Raw genomic sequence first — 18989 nt, 5'->3', positions numbered from 1 at the left:
TGGTGGAGCAGCACAGATAATGCCGAACTCGATTGGCGACTTCATGCCGATTGCCGCCGTTGTTCTGCACAATGCGGCATAATCCGGGTTACGGCATTATGACCATTATGCCGATATCGGCATAAGTCGCATTGGACCGGTCACAGCTCGCGGTTGGGCCGCGACCAGACCGGACGGTTCGGCTCTGCGCCCTATGCCCGCGAAGAACTGGTCGCCGAACTGGCCTCGGCCTTTCTGTGCGCCGCGCTCGGCATTGAGCCGACTGTGCGCCACGCCGATTATCTCGGCAGCTGGCTGGAAGTGCTGCGCGCCGACAATCGCGCAATCTTCCGTGCGGCCAGTCAGGCGAGCAAGTCCGCTGAGTTCCTGCTGCATTGTCAGCCGAGCGAACGGGAGCAGGCGGCATGAGCAGGGCACCCGATCGCCGTGCGCCGCAGCGCGCCTTCGAAGCCGAGCAAACCGAGGCCGGTGCGCAGACGCTGGTGCCCGGCGTTGCGCCGGTCACGCTGGGCGAGCGGCTAGGCGTCCTCGCCAATGCGCCGCTGCTGCCGCGCAAGGGTCAGCGCCCTGCCAATCACGGACTGTTCGATACGAACGCCCGCAACCAGCTTGAAATGTTTTGACCGGAGGCGATGCGATGGACCTTCTCACCCGACATCTGCGCGAGCGCCTGCTGGCCCATGGAGGCAGCGAGACAGACCATGTGCCGCTCGTCAAATTCTTCAATCCTGTGGGCGCTGCGACCTGGCTGTTCAGCGAACTCGATAGCGATGGCGATACTTTGTTCGGCCTGTGCGATCTCGGTTTCGGTTTTCCCGAACTGGGCTGCGCAAGCCTGTCGGAAATCGCCTCGGTGCGCCTGCCGCTAGGTTTGCGGATTGAGCGCGATGTGCATTTTGCCGCCGAGCATCCGCTCTCGGTCTATGCCGAGGCGGCGCGGCTTTGCGGCCAGATCACCGAGCACCCCGACCATTTGACCCGCGCGGCAGCGGCGCTGGCGCGCGCCGGAGAGTCGGGGCGCAGCCGTTCACCGCCGTAGCCCCAAACGGCGGATGATGCCCGCATCGGACTCGTCCCTTCGATGCGGGACACACCGGCCCCGCCTTCCGCCTCCCAACCCCCCCGACCGGAGGGCGGGGCCACCCTTTCCAAGAGATTATTCAAGGAGTCACTATCATGCAGATCGACCATATACCGCTGGGCCGTCTTTCGGTTTCCCCCATCAATATGCGGCGCGGGCGCAAGGCTCCCGATGTCCGCGACATACTGCCTTCGGTGAAGGCGCGCGGCGTATTGTCGCCGCTGTTCGTGCGCGCAAATGGCAAACCCGATCATTTCGAGATATTGGCAGGCAAGCGCCGCTATTTCGCCAGTCTCGAAGCCGCCAAGGAATGCGGCGAGGAGCGCAGCCTCCCCTGTATCGTGATCGGCGAGGGTGACGATGCCGAAGCGCTCGAAATCTCGATGATCGAGAACCTTCTGCGGCAGGACCCTGACGAGGTCACCCAGTGGGAAAGCTTCACCCGCCTTGTGAAGGAAGGCCGCAGCGTCGAGGACATCGCCGCAACCTTCGCGCTCACCGAATTGCAGGTGAAGCGCATCCTCGCGCTCGGCAATCTCTTGCCCCGCATCCGCGAAGCCTACCGCGCCGAGGAAGTGGATGCCGCGACCGTCCGCCATTTGACGCTCGCCAGCAAGGCGCAGCAAAAGGCATGGCTGGCATTGTTCGAGGATGCGGAGGCCTATGCTCCGCACGGCAGTCAATTGAAGGGCTGGCTGTTTGGCGGCGCATCGATTGCGACCGGTGTCGCGCTGTTCGACCTTGAGACCTATTCCGGCCAGATCGTTGCCGACCTGTTCGGCGAGGACGGCTATTTTGCCGACAGCGATGCCTTCTGGGCCGCTCAGATGGCCGCAGTCGATGCGCGCAAGGCCGCATATCTCGAAGCAGGCTGGGCCGATGTCGTGATCGTCCCGCCGAGCGAGCATTTTGCCAGTTGGGAGTATGAACACGCTTCCAAGCGCAAGGGCGGCCGCGTCTATATCCAGTGCCGCGCCAATGGCGAGGCGGTGTTCCACGAAGGCTTTATCAGTCGCCGCGAAGCGCAGGCGGCGGAGCGCCGTGCGCGCGGCGAGGACGGGGACACCAAGCCCGCGCGGCCCGAACTGACCTCGACGCTGGCAAGCTATATCGACCTCCACCGCCATGCGGCGGTGAGCGAGCGGCTCTCGACCGCGCCGTCGCTGGCGCTGCGCGTCATGGTCGCCCATGCCATTGCCGGTTCGCCGCTGTGGAGCATCCGCCCTGCCGATACAGCAAGCCGCAACGAGAATATTGCGAAGAGCCTTGCCGCCAGCCCCGCGACCAAGGCTTTGGCCGAACGCCGCCGTACGATACTTGATCTACTGGGCTTCGAGGAAAGCCGCGAGGCGCTGTGTCAGGACCGCTACGGCAGCGACCTTGTTCCGATCCTGCACCGGCTGCTCAAGCTGGAAGATGGCGAGGTCATGCAGGTGCTCGCACTGGTCGTGGCCGAAACGCTCGCCATCGGCAGCGAGGCCGCCGAATATTGCGGCCAGCACATGGGCGTGGACATGGCCGATTGCTGGCAGGCCGACGAAGCCTTCTTCGGCCTGCTGCGCGACAAGGAGGTGATGGTCGCGCTGCTTGGCGAGGTCGGCGGCGAGGCGGTTGCCAGCGCCAATGCGACCGAGAAAGGCGCGACGCTCAAAGGCCTTATCTCCGATCATCTGACCGGCGCGAACGAGCGGCCCAAGGTCGAGCGCTGGGTGCCGCGCTGGATGGCCTTCCCGCCTGCTGCCTATACATCGCGTGGCGGCGTACCGAGCGTAGCCGCTGCGAAGCGCGCGGAGTGGCTGGTCGAAGGCGAGGAGGATGAACCGGAAGGCGCGGACCTCGCTTCGGACGACCATCAAGACACGCCGGAGGCCGAGCCGCTCGCGGCCTGACCCAGCGCTTTTCATAATGCGGGCAGCGGGACGATCCCCCTGCCCGCATTGTGCATCGGGGCGCATGGCTGTATTGCTTGGCCATCGAAAAAAGCACCGTGGAGGAGGTCGGGAGGTGCGTCCGGCGAATGTTCGCCATGAAAGGACGCCCCATGATTGTCATTGCCGCCCTCACCGTGCTCGTCGCTGCCGTGCTGGCAGCGCGCCTGCTCTATTCGCTCTCACTCTATGCCCTGCCGCTCTGGTGCGGCGGGACCTTTGCGTGGTGGGCAATCGCCAGCGGGGCGGGTTGGACGCTTGCTGCCTGTGCCGGACTGGCAGCTGCTACATTGCTGCTGGTTGCCGCCCATCTGCTCGCCGGTGCGCGCTCCCCTGTTTTGCGACTCGTGCCGGTTGCAGGCTTCGGCCTTTGCGGCGGAGTGGCGGGCTATCATGCGGCGCATGGTCTTGCGCTTGCTTTCCTCCCCGATGGTCTGATCATCCAATGGCTGAGCCTCGCAGCAGCCATGCTGATCGGGAGCGCTGCGGCCTTGCGCTGGCTCGCCGTTCGTGGTGGCGCTACCGCATCGCCGAACCCGCCATCATGGGTGTAAGTCGTTTGCCGGACTGGGCGATTGTCGAAATCGGCTCGTCCTCGATCAAGCGCTGACATGGTCCCGCTCGCTTTCAGCACCGATGGTCACTGATCCGAAACGCGTGCGGGCAGCTTGCGAGCCTGAAGTTCGCTGACAGCAATGCCGGGATCCTGCGGCACCCCACATGGCGATCACTTCTCGACCAATGTGAGCCCGATAAAAGGCAAGCAAGCCGATTGGTGTTCTGATCTGCCGTTTTCGCATGGCATCACCTGCCCCACCTGCTGCCTCGTGCATGGCCTTTCTGGCGGCGGACGGGCTTCGCCCTTGCGGGGCTTCGGGGCGCAACGGCGCGGGAACGGCTATTTTCCGCCGGGCACTGGGGTGCCCTTTGCATCGCGAAACAAAATAGCCGCTCCCGCTGCCGTCCTTCGCTGTCGCTGCGGTCCCTGACGGGATGCGCCCGCCCCGCACAACCGCCCTCGTCTGGCCATCGAGGCTGCGATGGGCGCAGGTTCGAACCAAAGCGAAAGGAATTTCATCATGGCCAATATCGGCAACTTCACCACCACGGGCACCGGCTACAAGGGCGAGATCGTCACCATGAGCGTGCAGCAGAAGAATGTGCGCATCGTCGCTGAAACCGAACAGGCAAGTGAGAACGCTCCCTCGCACCGCGTCTTCGTCGGCCGCGCCGAAATCGGTGCCGCCTGGAGCAAGCAGAGCCAGGAAGGCCGCGACTACCTCTCGGTCAAGCTGGACGATCCGAGCTTCGTCGCTCCGATCTACGCGAACCTCTTCGCCGAAGATGATGGCGAGAATTACAGCCTGATCTGGACCCGCAGCCGCAAGGTCAATGGCGAGTAACCGCCGCAAGGCTGCCCCGCCCGGCACATGCCGGGCGGGGCTTCATTCGTGAAAGGCCTGCTTTTGATCCTGCAGGGCAGAAAGGCGACATTCGGCTTGCGACCCTGATTGGCGACACTCCCCACAGCAAGTTCGTTTGCCGAAAGCTGTCATTCGATCGAGCATAGCATTAGGGCTCGAATAGGGGCCGTTAGCGGAAGGTCCGGTCCCGGCGATCTGAACTTAGAAAGCCGACATTGCACCTGCGACCCAATTGCGGCCACGCGGAAATATTTCTCAATTCGGATGCTTTATTGGAACCTCAATGACACCATCATTCGATTGAATATGTGCTCTGCTGAAAAGACGAGGCGTTTACGGAGCCTCAGCGGCAATCGTCCGAACTAAATTGCTGATTTCAAGTTGCTAGAATTTCGGCGTCGTTGTCGCCGGACTTGGTTGAGACTCCTCGACCTATCCTGCCCGGATATGAGCTAGAAATCCGTTAGCTTTCTCGCGCAGGTCTACCGCCTGAGTATCAAGACGCTCTGCCGAACCAGAAACTTCGTTCGCCGCTTGCTCGGTCGTCTCGCTCGTCTTGCGAACTTCACCGAGAACCTCCGAAGCGGTGTTAGACGCCCGCGCCGCCATGTCGATGCTTCGTGCCAATTCTTTTCCGGCAACGCTTTGTTGATCCACCGCAGCTGCAATGGCCGTGGCGCCTTTTTCGAGATCCACGATTTTGTCTGCAATCATCTCCAGTGCAGCGACACTGGCATCGGTTGAACTGCGCATACCTTGTACCTGAGCGGTGACTCGCTCGGTCGCTGCGGCTGTTTGGGTTGCCAATTCTTTCACCTCACTGGCAACAACCGCGAAACCGCGCCCCGCCTCTCCGCCCCGGGCCGCCTCGATAGAGGCGTTCAAGGCGAGGAGATTGGTCCGCTGGGCAATGCTGCTGATCAGGTCGATAATCTCTTCTACGTGCGCTGCCGATGATGAAAGACCTTTGATTGTTTCATCGGCCTTTTCTGCGGATCGGCTCGCATCGCGTGCGAATTCAGCCGACGTTTCAGCCTGACGGCTGATTTCTCCCATCGACATTGCAAATTCATCAGATGCGGCGGCAGCGGTGGTTGCGCCTTGCATACCCTCGTCCATCGACTTGGTAGCGGAATCGACCTGCGTAAGGGTTTGATCGGCGGACGCTGCCATTTCATTAGCGGTTTGCTGCAATTCTCCTGATGCGACAGCGACAACATCGACAACACCGCCAATCGACTCCTCAAACTGATCCGCAAGCCTGAGAAGTTCCTCTTTGCGCGTATCCTCCGCAGCCTTTCGAGCGGCTTCCTGTTCTGCTCTTGCCGCTTCTTTTTCGGCGTTGAGCGTTTCAACCTTCATTTCAGCGGCGACGAAGGATTCAAGCGCGCGGGCCATCTGGCCAATCTCGTCTTCGCGGCTTGTCTCTCTGACGTTTATATTGCGCTCGCCGAACGATACGCTTTCCATATCCTCTGCCATACTGACGAACGGGTATACGATCCGGCTCAGAATGAATGAAACCGCGCTTAGACACGAGAAGGCGAAAGCCACTGTAACGATAACAATCGCGACCGCAAAATATGTTGAATATTGCGGGTTCATGAGGCCGATTACAGCGATCAAAGCGACCAAAACAAGGCCCCCAACACCAAGCGCCGTGGCAATTTTGGTTTTGATCGCAAACGGTTTGGACATGTACCATTGGTCGACCCGCGCGACCCATCCTGTCGCAGTGAATTCGCTTTCCGCAGCAGAAGTATCTCTGCTTTGTGCAGATAACTCCGATTGCGGCGTCATATCCATCTTGCCCTCCAGCACACCCGTCTCAAACTCGCTCCCCTGCAGTATGAGGGGGTTTGGTTAATTTGTCGTTTCCAAAGTAGACAATCGGAGGGCTGTGTTTGGTAATCGGCCCGGGCTCTCTTCTGTCCAATACAGATTGGCTATTTTATCTGCACATTCATCGCACTGCGGACAAATTGCATCGTAAATGTCTTCATCGCGCTTTTGCTAACCTTCGAAAACTGCATCAATGCCAAGGTATGGCCCCCGCCGATATACAGGCGCGCTGCCGCCATCGTGTTCAATTCACGCGGTAAAGTCCCTTCTCGTTTTCCTCGCGCGAACACGGCTTTGGCGTAGAAATGGAATTGGTCCAAGAGTTCCAAATATCGCGGCCAAACGTCTTGCCGGACGCCGGTACTCCAATCCAGCCAAACTCTGATAAGGTCCGGATTGGCAGAGGCCTCGGCGGCAAAGCGTGTGGCAAGGCGATCTAGCGTAACCTCCACCGAATCGCGTCCGGCCAAGCATGATTCAACCAGCTCCAGCAGATGCGCCTCGACAGCATTCAGAACCGCAAGCTGCAGATCTTCCCTTCGGCGAAAATAAGCATGGACCGTGGAAACTGACGTCCCCGCGCGGTCTGCCACATGAGCGTGGGTTGCTCGCGAAATTCCGTGATCAGCAAAGGCAGTTATTGCACATTGCAACAGCTGCTCCTTTCGCTTTTCAGGTGATAGCCGCTTGCTCCTCTTTCGATCGTTCTTGAAATTCGCCTGTGTGCTCTGGTCGTTACCCACCAACTACTCCGGATCAAATTATTTTGGGACAGTACGTTACTGTGCCCGAAGATAGCAAGGCACCCTTAGGCCAATGCTCGCTGAGCCTACGTCTTATTGACATTTTACTCATTAACGCTGACAAGTTCCTCAACACAGTCGGCACCCGGGATAATTTCCCGACTTTAGGATCGAGGAAAGCCAATGTTACAGACCGCCCAACAAAACCCAGTCGAAGATGTGCCGCTGCCGTCTATCGACGTGAGCAATCCCGACCTGTTTCGCGCTGATACGGTTGGCGAATATTTTAAGCGCCTGCGCGCAGAGGATCCGGTTCACTACTGCGCTGACAGCGCGTTTGGCCCCTATTGGTCGATCACAAAATATAAAGACATTATGCATGTTGATACCCACCATGACATCTTTTCGTCTGCCGCGGGCCTTGGTGGCATCATCATCGATGACAATATTCAGAAAGGTGGTGATGAGGGGGGGCTTGATCTGCCAAACTTCATCGCGATGGACCGCCCACGTCATGATGAACAACGTAAGGCGGTTAGCCCGATCGTAGCACCCGGCAACCTCGCCCTTTTAGAGGGTACTATTCGTGAGCGCGTTGGGACCGTGCTGGACGGCTTGCCAATTGATGAAGAGTTCGATTGGGTTGATCGAGTCTCAATCGAAATTACCACGCAAATGCTGGCTACTCTGTTTGACTTCCCATTCGATGATCGCCGTAAGCTGACCCGCTGGTCAGACGTAACTACCGCTGCACCTGGCGGGGGCCTGATTGATTCATGGGAGCAGCGCACGACTGAATTAATGGAATGCGCGCAGTATTTTCAAACCCTGTGGAATGAACGAGTAAACGCGGATCCGGGCAATGACCTGATCTCCATGTTGGCCCATTCCCCAGCGACCCGAGATATGACCCCGGAGGAGTATCTTGGAAACGTATTGCTGCTGATCGTAGGTGGTAATGACACAACCCGTAATTCGATGACCGGCGGCGTTCTCGCGCTGCATCAGAACCCAGATCAAATGGCCAAGCTGAAGGCCTCTCCAGGGCTAATCGATAAAATGGTGCCTGAAATTATTCGCTGGCAGACACCCTTGGCGCACATGCGCCGAACAGCGAAAGAGGATTCGGTTGTTGGCGGCAAAACTATCCGCAAAGGTGACAAGGTAGTCATGTGGTATTTCTCTGGGAACCGTGATGACGAAGTAATCGATCAACCCGATGAATTCATCATCGATCGTCCAAATCCTCGTCAGCACTTGTCTTTCGGTTTCGGCATCCACCGCTGCGTTGGCAACCGGTTGGCCGAAATGCAACTTAGAATTTTGTGGGAGGAGATACTCAATCGCTTTGACCGCATTGAAGTGATCGGTGAGCCCGAGCGTGTTCAATCGAATTTCGTCCGAGGTTACGCAAAAATGATGGTCCGCGTTCACGAGCGAAAAGGGTAAAGGAATACCAATGCCAGTAGTGAAGTTTATTACCGCTCAAGGTGACGACCATCTTGTCAATGTAGAAGCTAATTTGTCTGTAATGGAGGCCGCCCGAAACAATGGGGTTCCGGGCATCGATGGTGACTGCGGCGGATGTGCAGCTTGCGGCACCTGCCACGTTCATATCGATGCAGCATGGATTGAAAAAACAGGCCATGCGGCAGAAGGTAGCGAAGCCGACATGCTCGAATTCGTAGAAGAAGCAAACGGTCTCAGCCGTCTGGCTTGCCAAGTGGAAGTTACGGAGGATCTCGACGGCCTTATTGTACGATTACCTCTTGCTCAGCATTGATCTGGAATCAATGGCCGGGCAATCTAAATCTCCAAACCAGTTAACTGATGACCCTTTAGTTCGACTTGTAACTCCTTACCAATTGACGCTGGGTATGGAGGTATTGGAAAGCGAAAATGGGCGTTCGATGAGCCGCATGAAGGCCAATCGACGGATTGCGAAAACACTGGATGATCCGCGCCCTGATCCACTAGCTCTCATGGGCTTTATCGACCAAGGTCTATCTCAATCCCTGCAAGGAATGATTGCCCCCGGGATCGGGCTTTCAACTTTTGATTTGCGGATCGGACTCTCATCAGCGGCGGCGATGGGGGACAAGCTGACGCTGACCGCTGAAACCGTGATGGTAGGTAATGCATCTGCGACTGTCACTGGAACTTTGACCAATTCGGCCAACGATATCGTCGGTGTCTCAACGGGGCTATTTCGATTAGGGAGCTACCCAGGAGGGGCTCCGGCTGACCATAATTTAGCTGGCACCTTCGACCCTCAAGATATGCCTGGACCAATGACGCGTAGTTTGGGACTATCGGGCGCAGCAAATTCTCCGCAGATTACCGCGGGAAACCGAGCTATCTTGGGGTGGGAAAGCGGAAATATTGTGCATGGCGGCGTTGTTGCTGCCGCATTGATGGCGGCATGCCAAGGCCGGGTAGCAGACGGTAAGAATTCAAACGGGCAGCAGCTAGAATCGATAGATATTCGTTACTTGCGCCCTGCAATCGGTTCGCGCGATCTATTGACGAGCAGCCATTTTGAACGTGAAGGCAATGCAGCAAGCTTTGTGCGCGCAACGTGCTTTCACGGGCCTGACAAACCGTTGGCAACTGCCATAGCGACATTTGTCCGTTAGCGTATAAGCATTTGCTCTGAGGCGAGGCAGCGGGTTTTGAAAGCCGACAGGCAGCTAGATAGTGTCAGGAGCCGAAAGCACCGCTTCCGCTAACAACCCAGAAGCATAAGTTCACGTAGGCCAGCCCCGCTGGTGGCCACGAACCCTGCCAACCAACGCCTAATCGATATCAAGGTTATCACGCATCTTTGCTAGGGCTTTACCGAAGCGCTCCAGATCATTGAGACCTAAACCAGAGAGCAGTCGTTCGTAGGTAGCGTCTGCCTCTTTGCGCAATGCTGGCAATAACTCGATTGCAGCAGGCAGCAGGTGTACATGCCACACGCGCCGATCATTCTGCGCACTTCGTCGTTCGACTAGCTCCATTTTCTCAAGCCTATCGATTGCCTGACCAATGCTGGCGCGTTCGAGGTCGAGCCGCTTTGCCAGCTGGGTCTGGGTCATTCCGGGTGTCCGGTAAACATAGGCCAAAGTGCGCCATTGCGTGCGAGTGAGGCCAAACTGCTCGACTGAAAAATCAAAGTTGCGCCGCAATCGCGAGGTTACATCCTCTAGCAGAAATACGAAACGATCTGTGTCAGTCAGGAAGCTTTCTGCGGCTGCGTCGGCGTCTTGGTCCAATTTGATTTCCATGCGGGCGACCATACCACCTCATTTAGAAAAATAAAATTCTTTACTGTAAAGTGCATTACAATATAGCGGCTGGCAGTTATGCTGGACAAAGTGCAAACCATTAGAGGCCATGAGTCGATCAAGCTCGCCGCCGAAGTCTCAGGAAGCGCAAGTGCGCCCCCGGTCTTGCTTGCGCATGGCGGTGGACAAACCCGCCGCGCTTGGAAGCGTGTCACCGGCGAACTTGCCTCTGCTGGTTTCCGGGTCATTGCTATTGATTTGCGCGGTCATGGCGACAGCGATTGGTCTCAAGACGGCTCCTATGACCTGCGCGATTTCGCGTCTGACCTCGTTGCTGTAACGTCCCAGCTTGATTGCAAGCCTGCGGTTGTCGGTGCGTCGCTTGGCGGGCTTGCAGGAATGATTGCTGAGGGTGAACTTGCTTCGGGCAGCTTCGCCTCACTCACTCTTGTGGACATAGCGCCCCGGATGGAGCCAAGCGGGGTCATGCGCGTGGTTGGCTTCATGGAGAAGCATATTGATCGCGGGTTTGCGTCCCCGGAAGAAGCGGCAGAAATTATCGCCAGCTACATGCCGCATCGCCAGAAGCGCGGGGCTGGAGGAAACCTTAAACACTATCTGCGGCAAAAAGCCGATGGCCGTTTTTATTGGCATTGGGACCCGCAGTTCATCCGCAACATAATGAACGAAAAGCGATTGGATCCGGGGCATCAAGAAAGACAATTTGAAGGGTTGAGCAAGGCGGCTGCAAATCTGTCACTTCCGCTCCATCTCGTTCGCGGAGGATCGAGCGACCTCGTCTCCGAGGATTCAGTCGCGCACCTGAGAAAAATGGTTCCCCATGCCGAATACACGGACATTGCCGGCGCAACGCACATGGTTGTCGGAGATTCCAACGATGCGTTTTCGGCTGCAATTGTCGACTTTCTCCAACGCCATCATGGCATGGAGGCAAAGGCGACATGACCAAGGAGCCAGTCATTATCGAGCGCGAACAGCTGGAAGAGATGCTGCGCATCGCACCATTTCACCAATGGCTAGGCGTCGAGATCAAGTCATATTCAGCCGATCAGCTTCAGCTCCTAATGCCATGGCGCAATGAGATTGTTTCCAACCCAGTGTTAGGCGCTGCTCACGGGGGTGTTCTGGCGGCTCTTATCGATCTTACCGGACTTTACACTCTCCTTGCGATGGGGGCGAAGGTCAAAGCCACCGCCGATCTCAGGGTTGATTATCATCGCCCTGCCACATCAGGGCCGCTCATTGCGACCGGACGTGTTGTAAAGATTGGGCGGCAGATATCTGTTGCAGACACACACATTACTGGCCCTGACGGCAAGCTCGTAGCAAGTGGCCGAGGTGCCTATACATGCTGAAGTGCGGAGCCCTGTCTTGGCTGGCAATCTGCGCAGTTGCTTTGGCAGCGTGTTCAGACAACTCGGAAACTGTCGATGTGACCGAACCCGCACAATTAGAGCCACGCCAAGTCGAAACGATCATCGTAAGGCCTGAACTCTTGGCTGAGCCGGTAAAGGCGTTTGGCACCATCGCGGCAAAGCAGCGCAGCGCAATTGGTGCATTGGCCGAGGGGCCTGTCGAACGGATATTCGTCAAAGTCGGCGACCGAGTAACACGCGGGCAACCTCTCTTACGGATTCGTCAGGCTGATTATCAAAGGCGCGTCGCAGAAGCTCAGGCGGCAGTTGATCTAACCGAAGCACAGGCGATTGAGGCAGAGCGCCGATATGACCGCGTGATTGCGTTGGCCCCCAGAGGCTTCGTTTCAAAAGCGCAAGTCGACGCTGCCGAAACCGAACTGGCCGTCGCCCGTGCGCAGAAGACCCAAGCCGAGGCCGTTCTTGGAACGGCAAGGCAGGCGCTTAGCGATACGATCACGCGCGCACCTTATGACGGCGTTGTAACCGCAAGACTGGTGGATGAGGGCGTCTATCTCAACAACCGGTTTTCGATGGGCGGGCAATCGGCGGCGCTTGAATTGCAAGAGCTGGGGACTGTCGCTGCTATCGTAAATGCACCGCAGGAATATGTGGACTCATTCCGTCGTAACATGCCCGCTCGCGTGTTTATCGAAGGGTTCGATGAGCCGTTCGATAGCATCGTTTACATCATCAATGATCGCGTCGATCCGGAGAGCCGAATGGTTGAACTGCGGCTTCCGATCAGCAACCCGAATTATCGGATTAGCTCCGGACTAGCTGCGCGCGCTCAAATTGAGGTCCCGCCCGAGCTGTCGATCATACTGCAAAGAACCGCAATTCAAGGCGATAACGCCTCTGCCAATGTTCTGGTGGTCGAGGATGGAAAGGCGCAGCGCCGCGAGATAACCTACGACAGTATCGACCTCGACAGAGTTCGCGTTCGATCGGGATTGAGCGAGGGAGATGAGGTCATACTCAACCCTCCGGCATCCTTGCGCGCTGGCGAGCCAGTCAAGTCGCGCCGCACCGCGAGCGAAAACTAGTATGTGGTTGGCCGACGTTTCAATCCGGCGGCCCGTCTTTGCGACGATGCTCATCGCATCGCTCGTGGTCCTCGGCATTGTCTCATTTGGCCGTCTAGGCGTCGATCTCTTTCCCGAAGTCGAATTTCCTTATGTGTCTGTTACCACCGCTCTGCCCGGCGCTTCTCCGGGAACGGTTGAGACAGAAGTCACCGACATTATCGAGGAGCAGCTCAACACAATATCCGGCCTCAAACAGATGCGATCCATCAGCGCCGAAGGTGTCAGCATCGTCAATCTTGAGTTCGAACTGGAGGAAGATGCGGACCTGAAAGCGCAGGAAGTTCGCGACAAAATCTCTCGCCTCGGTGGCGACCTGCCCGCCGATGCCGAGCCTCCGGTAATCGAAAAAGTTGATCCTGACGCAGCACCAATCCTTTCTGTTCTCCTTTCGGGGGACTTGCCGATCCGTGATTTGACCACCTTCGCCGACGAGGTGGTCAAAGAGCGATTGCAGCGCGTGCCGGGCGTTGGTTCCGTCGAACTGGTTGGGGGGCGCGAGCGCGAGATGCGCATATGGCTTGATCCATCAGCAATGCGAGCCCGCGGGGTCACGGCGGATGATGTACTGTCTGCAATCCAGCGCGAAAACGCAGAGCTGCCGGGCGGGCGGCTGGTTACCGATGGGCGGACCCGGCAATTCGGTATTCGCACATTGGCCGAGGCGGCAAATGCGGCAGAGTTTGCAGCGATCCCTGTCGCCTATCGGCCCAATGGGCAAACGGTGCGGATTGGCGATATCGGGCGCGTAGAAGACGCGGTCGAAGACGAAAACAGCTACGCCCAGCTCGACGGCGAACTTGGCGTGGTGCTCGAAGTGCGTAAGCAGAGCGGCGAAAACACAGTCGCCGTCGCCGAACAGATACGAGCCGAAATTGAGGACATTCAAACCGACGCATCCGAAGGCGTAAACTTTGTCATCGCGCGGGATACCTCGCGGTTTATCGAACAGGCGATTGGGGATGTTCTGTTCGACCTATTTATCGCAGTGCTGTTGGTCGTGGCAGTTACTTTCCTGTTTCTGCTAAGTTGGCGTGCGACGATCATTGTTCTGCTCGCCATCCCGACTTCAATCGTTGCGACCTTTGTTGCATTTGCAGCGTTCGATTTCACCATCAACATGGTGACACTGCTGGCGCTAACGGTCGCGATCGGCCTGTTGGTCGATGATGCGATTGTTGTGGTCGAGGCGGTACAAAATGACGTCGACGAAGGGGTTGAGCCAACAGAGGCAGCGCATTCAGCGACCAAACGCGTGGCGCTGGCAGTCTTGGCCGGAACATTCGCAACGCTGGCGGTGTTTGTGCCGATCGCGTTCATGGAAGGTATCGTCGGTCGCTTCTTCTTCCAATACGGACTTGCAATCGTCTTTTCGGTCAGCGTGTCGATGCTGGTCGCCTTCACGCTGACACCGGCCATGTCGGCTCGGCTACTGCGTCCCGAACATGCCGATAGTGGCTGGCTGGGTAGGATTGAAAACTTCCATGTCGGGATGCGTAAACGCTATGAACAGCTGGTTGGATGGGCGATAGACCGGCGTTATCTGGTGCTCGGAGGCGCGCTCGCCAGCGTGTTTATCGGCGGCCTGTTCGCCTCCCAAGTTCCCAGCACCTTCATGTCGACAACGGATCGCTCTGAATTTCTTGTAACGGTCAAACTGCCACTCGGAACGGGTATTGCGGGTGCGAAGGAAGCTGCGCAGCAAGTCGACATTGCCTTACGAGAGCACCCAGAGGTCGAACTGGTATTTGTGAGTGCAGGCAGCGGAAGCAACCCGAAGGTGCATGAACTCGATATCTATGTTGGCCTCACGCACAAACGCTCCCGTGATCTGTCACAAGATGATCTGATGACATTTGCACGCGACGCGCTTAGCGAAAATGTGCCGAGCGCGCGCGAGATTGCCGTCGAAGAGGTCCCTTGGGTTTCCGGGGCTGGTGTTGGACAGGTCGCCATTGAGCTTATCATCACGGGACGGGATTCAGCCGCAATCAACGACTATGCACAATTGCTCACAGGCGAACTTGCTGCTCAACCCAATTTTGTCGATGTGCGATCAACCTACGAAGGTGGGCGTCCAGAATTGCAAATTGTGGTCGACCGCGACCGCGCGGCAGATTTAGGCATTTCTGCCCGTAGTTTGGCCGCTGCATCCCGCACCCTTATCGGCGGCAGCGATGCGGGGACATTCAACGATAATGAGCGGCGCTACGACGTGCGGGTCCGTCTTGATGAAAGCGCGAGACAAAGCCTTTCCGATGTCGAAATTTTGCCATTGCGAACGGGGCAAGGAACACTGGTCGACCTTGCATCGGTCGCCACAGTTGAGGTGAACCAGAGCGCAGCAGAAATTGAGCGGATCGATCGGTCTCGCCAGATTTCAGTATTGGCAAACACAGCGCCCGGTGTGCCTTTGAGCGTCGCCGTTTCACAGGTTGAAGATTTGCTGGCGGCTAACCCATCGCCCTCTGGAGTGGCCACCCAAATGGAGGGTACCGCACGCCGCTTAGCCGAAACGAGCGAGGCCATCATCTTTGCCTTCGGACTAGCGCTTGTGGCGCTCTACATTGTATTGGCGAGCCAGTTCAACAGCTTCGGTCAGCCGATAATTATCATGCTAACCGCGCCGCTATCATTCTCCGGCGCTTATTTTCTGATGTGGGCAACGGGCGAAGAGATGAGCCTCTTTGCCCAAATTGGAATGATCGCGCTGATGGGTATCGTGATGAAAAACGGTATCCTGTTGGTCGATCTTGCCAATCAGTATCGCGACCGAGGCGACGAGGCCGGTGCTGCGATGCGCAGCGCTGCCCCAGAGCGGTTGCGGCCCGTGCTGATGACAGCGCTGGCCGCAGTCTTCGGAATGTTACCTGTGGCGCTCGCGCAATCCGATGCCGCCGAATGGCGCAACGCAATGGGGTTCATAATCATCGGAGGCCTAACGACCTCGACTTTCCTCACATTGCTCGTCGTACCAGCAGCGTACGCGGCGGCTTCGGACCTCAGCAGCGGAGCAACCAAGCTACGCGTAAAACTAACGAAGCTTTGGTTCATCAGTTCAAGCAATGGGGCCTAGTCACGGACCGCATTGGTTTGTCCGCCTGTACGATTGCCTGAATTGAGATAGCGAATTTGAATGCCCGCAAATGTTTCAGCGAGGCGAACGGTCGTGAGCACAAAGCGGAATTGTCTGCTTCCCACTCCATTTGCGGACGCCAGCCCGATTTCGACTGGCGTCCAACAGCGGTCAAATTTCCGTCTTCTCCGCTAGCGTGAGCGCGTCTTCGATGTCCACGCCAAGATAGCGAACAGTATTCTCAATTTTCGAATGACCCAACAGTATCTGGATTGCTCGTATATTGCCTGTCGCTTTGTAGATAATCGAAGCCTTAGTTCGCCGCAGTGAGTGCGGGCCGTATTCCTCTGGCCGAAGTCCAATAGTCTCAACCCACTCATCTACTAGTCTGGCATATTGACGGGTGCTCAAATGATTTGAGTGGTCGATCCGACTTGGAAACACATATTCCTCAATAGAACCGCCTCGGCGTTCAAGCCACGCGAAAAGACTGTCACGTGCATCCGCCGCGATTTCAATCTGAACGGGCCGCCCTGTTTTGCACTGTGTGATTGCGGCCCGCGTTCGAACGTCAGGCCCACTGACCAGATCCCCAATCTTGAGCTCAACGAGGTCACACCCCCTCAACTTGCTATCGATTGCTAAATCAAAGAGAGCCCGATCACGAATGCGCTGCTCGCGGGCGAGAAAGAACCGGATGGCCCATATCTGTTTCTGTTTGAACGGCCTCTTAGGCCCGATCTTCGCCCCAAAGTTCCAAGGGACGCGGTTTTGGGTTGCAGGATCGAATTGTGAATAAGTCATCTTCATTCTTCTTGGCCGGAATGGCCGCAAAGAATGTCCGCTTTCGGCAACTAAGACTTGGCATCGCTATGTCTGAAACTGGGGCGCAAAGTTGCCGCGTGACCCAGAACTGACAAAAGTCTGCTTTTGCCGCTTACGTTTCCAAAAGCAGCCTGGCCGCTATCCACCCCAAACATCAACCATCGAGAACGCCATTTGCGCAGCCCCAAAGCTGACACCCTGCTAAGCTGAAAGTTCGTCGACTTCCGCACCTGCAAGCAATTCCGCGGGATCAATACCTAACTCGACTGCCAGCTTTTCGATCACATCCAGCGTTGCGGCATACTGACAACGCTCAAGGCTGCTGACATAGGTCCGGTCGATCTGTGCGCGATGGGCAAGTTCTTCCTGCGACAGGCCGACCGCTTTTCGATAGCGGCGCAAATTGGCAGCAAAGGTCTCGCGCAGGGTCATGCTGGCGAGTGAGCGGGATTGCAGAGTATTTAACCACGGAGTATACTCTGAATGAAAGTAGGTATGTGCTGATTTCGCGAAAAGCTTTGAAACTCAGCAGCTTTTGCGGTGTGCCCCGTTAGCCTCGACTGGAATATCGCATTACCTGCTTGGGGATAAGCGGCATAGCTAAGAGTGGCGAAGGATTTCGTGCTAAAAGCAAGCCCGAAAGCAAGCGAGTCGAAACCGAGCTGACCATGACTGAGACCCCTGCCTTCCAGGCCGTTCCGCCGCTGTCCGAACACGCCACGGATTATGATGAAGCGCATTTCGTCACCTATCTGCGCCTGCTTGATGCCGCTGCGGAAGGCGCGGATTGGCGCGAAGTTGTCCGACTTGTGTTTGGCCTCGATCCCGCTGACGATCCAGACGCAGCGCGCGCGATGCACGCGGCGCATCTCGAGCGCGCACGATGGATGGCGCGTAGTGGTTACAGGCAATTGATCGCGAAGGATTAATTGCGAGCCAATTTCAAATTTGTGCAATTCTAGGTAATTTCACGCGTCTGCTTGTGCCGACGCGAAGAGCAGCAATGAGAAGATTCGGATACTTCCCGATTCTTCAATTCTCTCAAACGTTTCAGTCTGGCCAAGCTGCCCTCTGCCAAAGGAGGTCGCAATGTCGGGAGAAGGCTCCTGGCGCTCAGCCGACTATGCCGAGCGCTTCAAGACCCATGACCATGCGGATTTCGCGCAGGAATTCCTGTGCCGCAACCCCGACTATGCCCGCGAATACAGTCAGGCAGAGCAACGCGCCCTCGACGATCCGGCAAAGGCACAGGAAGAAAGGGAGGGCCTGGCTCGGCGATGGGGCCTGAGCTTTCCCCTGCGATCCGACCAGATCGGCGAAGGATGAACCGGCCCATTGGTCGCCCGAGGTGCTGGGGACGACGATCATCTATGACGGCGCCGAAACTGCCAGACATCTGGTCAACAAACCGCATTGGCACGCTGTTCAAAGCTGCACCTGTTCCGTCGGCCTGCACCACGTCCTGACGGGGCGAAAGGGTCGCTATCGCTTGTGGCAGCCGGGCGTTGCTCAAATGAACCCGCCTGCGTTCCTCATACCCGGCGATGCATTCGCGCCCTTGCGATCCGAGGCACTGTACCGGCTGCAGCTTGCGCTTTGCGGTCGATCGCCGCCGGAGCCGTCACCACACTTTTCGCCAAGCACCTACCAACGCCGCAGGCTGGCCAACATGCTGGCGATGCTCGATGCGCGCGAAGTCGGTGCCACCATTCGTGAGCTTGCCTTCACTCTCGTCTATCCCAATTCCCGCCTTCTTAGAGGCGCTGAATGGAAAGCCTCAGGCGAAAAGCGCCATGTACTGCGTCTGCTGCGATCAGCACTGAGATTGCGCGGCGGCGGCTACCGCACCTTTTACGGATTTGATCGCTCCATCTGACGGGGGTGTCAGCTTTGGCCACCTTCATTTGGTCACTCCCTCCGCCGCGCCGCCCTGCGCCATCTCACTCCGCAACCAGCAGCTCTGCGCTGCAGCAACCTGTCTCAAGCGGAGATTTTCCATGGACGCCGTTCCCGCCCCCATCCGCCCCCGCTATCTGCGTACACCCGATGCCGCCGTGCATCTCGGGCTTTCGCCGCGCACACTCGAAAAGCATCGCTGCTTCGGCACGGGTCCGGTCTATCGCAAGCTTGGTGGCCGGATAGTCTACCACCTCGACGATCTCGACAGCTGGGCCGAGTTAGGCCTGCGCCGCTCGACCAGCGATCCGGGCAAGGGCGTGGTCCATCCCGCCAAGCGGATAGACGGTTATTCCGGTCCCGTCCGGCGCTGAAGGTCAGGCT

Annotated in this window: 21 protein-coding genes and 1 pseudogene; 17 read left to right on the top strand and 5 right to left on the bottom strand. The window is 57.5% G+C overall.

All coding sequences use genetic code 11. The annotated features are described in order from the left end of the window. Window positions 1–126: 126 nt before the first annotated feature. The 6 genes and pseudogenes from ACN0WW_RS02290 to ACN0WW_RS02265 form a co-directional block, all read left to right on the top strand. A pseudogene (locus ACN0WW_RS02290) lies at window positions 127–408 on the top strand (zincin-like metallopeptidase domain-containing protein); the annotation flags it as partial. Further along, window positions 405–623 (top strand): hypothetical protein, encoded by a 219-nt coding sequence (locus ACN0WW_RS02285; protein ID WP_417608937.1) that lies wholly within the window; start codon window positions 405–407, stop codon window positions 621–623. The pseudogene ACN0WW_RS02290 and the gene ACN0WW_RS02285, both read left to right, overlap by 4 nt. Before the next feature lie 14 nt (window positions 624–637). After that, window positions 638–1039 carry a DUF2958 domain-containing protein gene (locus ACN0WW_RS02280; protein ID WP_417608935.1) on the top strand — a complete coding sequence of 134 codons (402 nt, stop codon included), beginning with the start codon at window positions 638–640 and terminating at the stop codon, window positions 1037–1039. 137 nt (window positions 1040–1176) lie between these two features. Then, window positions 1177–2970, top strand: coding sequence for a ParB/RepB/Spo0J family partition protein (locus tag ACN0WW_RS02275; RefSeq protein ID WP_417608933.1), 1794 nt, complete (start codon window positions 1177–1179; stop codon window positions 2968–2970). Window positions 2971–3122: 152 nt separating this feature from the next. Continuing rightward, a complete protein-coding gene (locus tag ACN0WW_RS02270) occupies window positions 3123–3563 on the top strand; it encodes a hypothetical protein (protein ID WP_417608931.1) in 441 nt (146 codons plus the stop codon). 525 nt (window positions 3564–4088) lie between these two features. After that, a complete protein-coding gene (locus tag ACN0WW_RS02265; protein ID WP_417608929.1) occupies window positions 4089–4412 on the top strand; it encodes a DUF736 domain-containing protein in 324 nt (107 codons plus the stop codon). A 453-nt stretch (window positions 4413–4865) separates the two neighbouring features. Here ACN0WW_RS02265 and ACN0WW_RS02260 read toward each other — a convergent pair whose 3' ends face one another. Together ACN0WW_RS02260 and ACN0WW_RS02255 are read right to left on the bottom strand one after the other, a co-directional pair. Beyond that, window positions 4866–6233 carry a methyl-accepting chemotaxis protein gene (locus tag ACN0WW_RS02260; protein WP_417608927.1) on the bottom strand — a complete coding sequence of 456 codons (1368 nt, stop codon included), beginning with the start codon at window positions 6231–6233 and terminating at the stop codon, window positions 4866–4868. A gap of 146 nt (window positions 6234–6379) precedes the next feature. Then, window positions 6380–7018, bottom strand: coding sequence for a TetR/AcrR family transcriptional regulator (locus tag ACN0WW_RS02255; RefSeq protein ID WP_299195402.1), 639 nt, complete (start codon window positions 7016–7018; stop codon window positions 6380–6382). Window positions 7019–7201: 183 nt separating this feature from the next. Between ACN0WW_RS02255 and ACN0WW_RS02250 the strand changes: the two genes are divergently transcribed. Genes ACN0WW_RS02250 through ACN0WW_RS02240 form a run of 3 tightly spaced genes read left to right on the top strand, consistent with a single transcriptional unit; the run spans window position 7202 to window position 9654 of the window. Further along, window positions 7202–8467, top strand: a complete 1266-nt coding sequence (locus ACN0WW_RS02250) for a cytochrome P450 (RefSeq protein WP_299195405.1) — start codon at window positions 7202–7204, stop codon at window positions 8465–8467. 10 nt (window positions 8468–8477) lie between these two features. Further along, the gene (locus tag ACN0WW_RS02245) at window positions 8478–8801 is read left to right on the top strand and encodes a 2Fe-2S iron-sulfur cluster-binding protein (protein WP_299195408.1); all 324 of its coding nucleotides are present in this window, start codon (window positions 8478–8480) and stop codon (window positions 8799–8801) included. Next, window positions 8773–9654 carry an acyl-CoA thioesterase domain-containing protein gene (locus ACN0WW_RS02240; RefSeq protein ID WP_299195410.1) on the top strand — a complete coding sequence of 294 codons (882 nt, stop codon included), beginning with the start codon at window positions 8773–8775 and terminating at the stop codon, window positions 9652–9654. Before ACN0WW_RS02245 ends, ACN0WW_RS02240 begins: the two co-directional genes overlap by 29 nt. A gap of 159 nt (window positions 9655–9813) precedes the next feature. Here the strand turns inward: ACN0WW_RS02240 and ACN0WW_RS02235 are convergent, their stop codons facing one another. Beyond that, window positions 9814–10299: a MarR family winged helix-turn-helix transcriptional regulator gene (locus ACN0WW_RS02235; protein WP_417608924.1), complete on the bottom strand. Its 486-nt coding sequence runs from the start codon at window positions 10297–10299 to the stop codon at window positions 9814–9816. A 66-nt stretch (window positions 10300–10365) separates the two neighbouring features. On the opposite strand from ACN0WW_RS02235, the gene ACN0WW_RS02230 reads away from it, so the two are divergent. The 4 genes from ACN0WW_RS02230 to ACN0WW_RS02215 are packed head-to-tail and all read left to right on the top strand — an operon-like array spanning window position 10366 to window position 15884. Beyond that, window positions 10366–11253, top strand: a complete 888-nt coding sequence (locus tag ACN0WW_RS02230) for an alpha/beta fold hydrolase (RefSeq protein ID WP_299195416.1) — start codon at window positions 10366–10368, stop codon at window positions 11251–11253. Further along, window positions 11250–11663, top strand: a complete 414-nt coding sequence (locus ACN0WW_RS02225; RefSeq protein WP_299195418.1) for a hotdog fold thioesterase — start codon at window positions 11250–11252, stop codon at window positions 11661–11663. Before ACN0WW_RS02230 ends, ACN0WW_RS02225 begins: the two co-directional genes overlap by 4 nt. Then, a complete protein-coding gene (locus ACN0WW_RS02220) occupies window positions 11657–12769 on the top strand; it encodes an efflux RND transporter periplasmic adaptor subunit (RefSeq protein WP_417608921.1) in 1113 nt (370 codons plus the stop codon). Before ACN0WW_RS02225 ends, ACN0WW_RS02220 begins: the two co-directional genes overlap by 7 nt. A gap of 1 nt (window position 12770) precedes the next feature. Beyond that, window positions 12771–15884, top strand: a complete 3114-nt coding sequence (locus ACN0WW_RS02215) for an efflux RND transporter permease subunit (protein WP_299195424.1) — start codon at window positions 12771–12773, stop codon at window positions 15882–15884. Window positions 15885–16055: 171 nt separating this feature from the next. On the opposite strand, the gene ACN0WW_RS02210 is transcribed toward ACN0WW_RS02215, so the two are convergent. Further along, the gene (locus ACN0WW_RS02210; protein WP_299195427.1) at window positions 16056–16688 is read right to left on the bottom strand and encodes a tyrosine-type recombinase/integrase; all 633 of its coding nucleotides are present in this window, start codon (window positions 16686–16688) and stop codon (window positions 16056–16058) included. 222 nt (window positions 16689–16910) lie between these two features. Further along, complete coding sequence (locus tag ACN0WW_RS02205; protein WP_417608918.1) at window positions 16911–17141, bottom strand: helix-turn-helix domain-containing protein; 231 nt, start codon at window positions 17139–17141, stop codon at window positions 16911–16913. 149 nt (window positions 17142–17290) lie between these two features. On the opposite strand from ACN0WW_RS02205, the gene ACN0WW_RS02200 reads away from it, so the two are divergent. From ACN0WW_RS02200 to ACN0WW_RS02185, 4 genes are all read left to right on the top strand, one after another. Continuing rightward, window positions 17291–17638: a DNA -binding domain-containing protein gene (locus ACN0WW_RS02200; RefSeq protein ID WP_417608916.1), complete on the top strand. Its 348-nt coding sequence runs from the start codon at window positions 17291–17293 to the stop codon at window positions 17636–17638. Between the two features lie 160 nt (window positions 17639–17798). After that, on the top strand, window positions 17799–18035 hold the full coding sequence (locus tag ACN0WW_RS02195; protein ID WP_417608914.1) for a transcriptional regulator domain-containing protein: 237 nt from the start codon (window positions 17799–17801) through the stop codon (window positions 18033–18035). A 187-nt stretch (window positions 18036–18222) separates the two neighbouring features. Continuing rightward, window positions 18223–18585: a DUF2285 domain-containing protein gene (locus ACN0WW_RS02190; RefSeq protein ID WP_417608912.1), complete on the top strand. Its 363-nt coding sequence runs from the start codon at window positions 18223–18225 to the stop codon at window positions 18583–18585. Between the two features lie 121 nt (window positions 18586–18706). Continuing rightward, window positions 18707–18979 (top strand): helix-turn-helix transcriptional regulator, encoded by a 273-nt coding sequence (locus ACN0WW_RS02185; RefSeq protein ID WP_236925249.1) that lies wholly within the window; start codon window positions 18707–18709, stop codon window positions 18977–18979. Window positions 18980–18989: the final 10 nt, after the last annotated feature.

The organism is Parasphingorhabdus sp. (genome assembly GCF_048269865.1).
Lineage (GTDB): Bacteria > Pseudomonadota > Alphaproteobacteria > Sphingomonadales > Sphingomonadaceae > Parasphingorhabdus.
The sequence above is the reverse complement of the archived record's forward strand: the minus strand, read 5'-3'. Positions and strand labels throughout refer to the sequence as shown.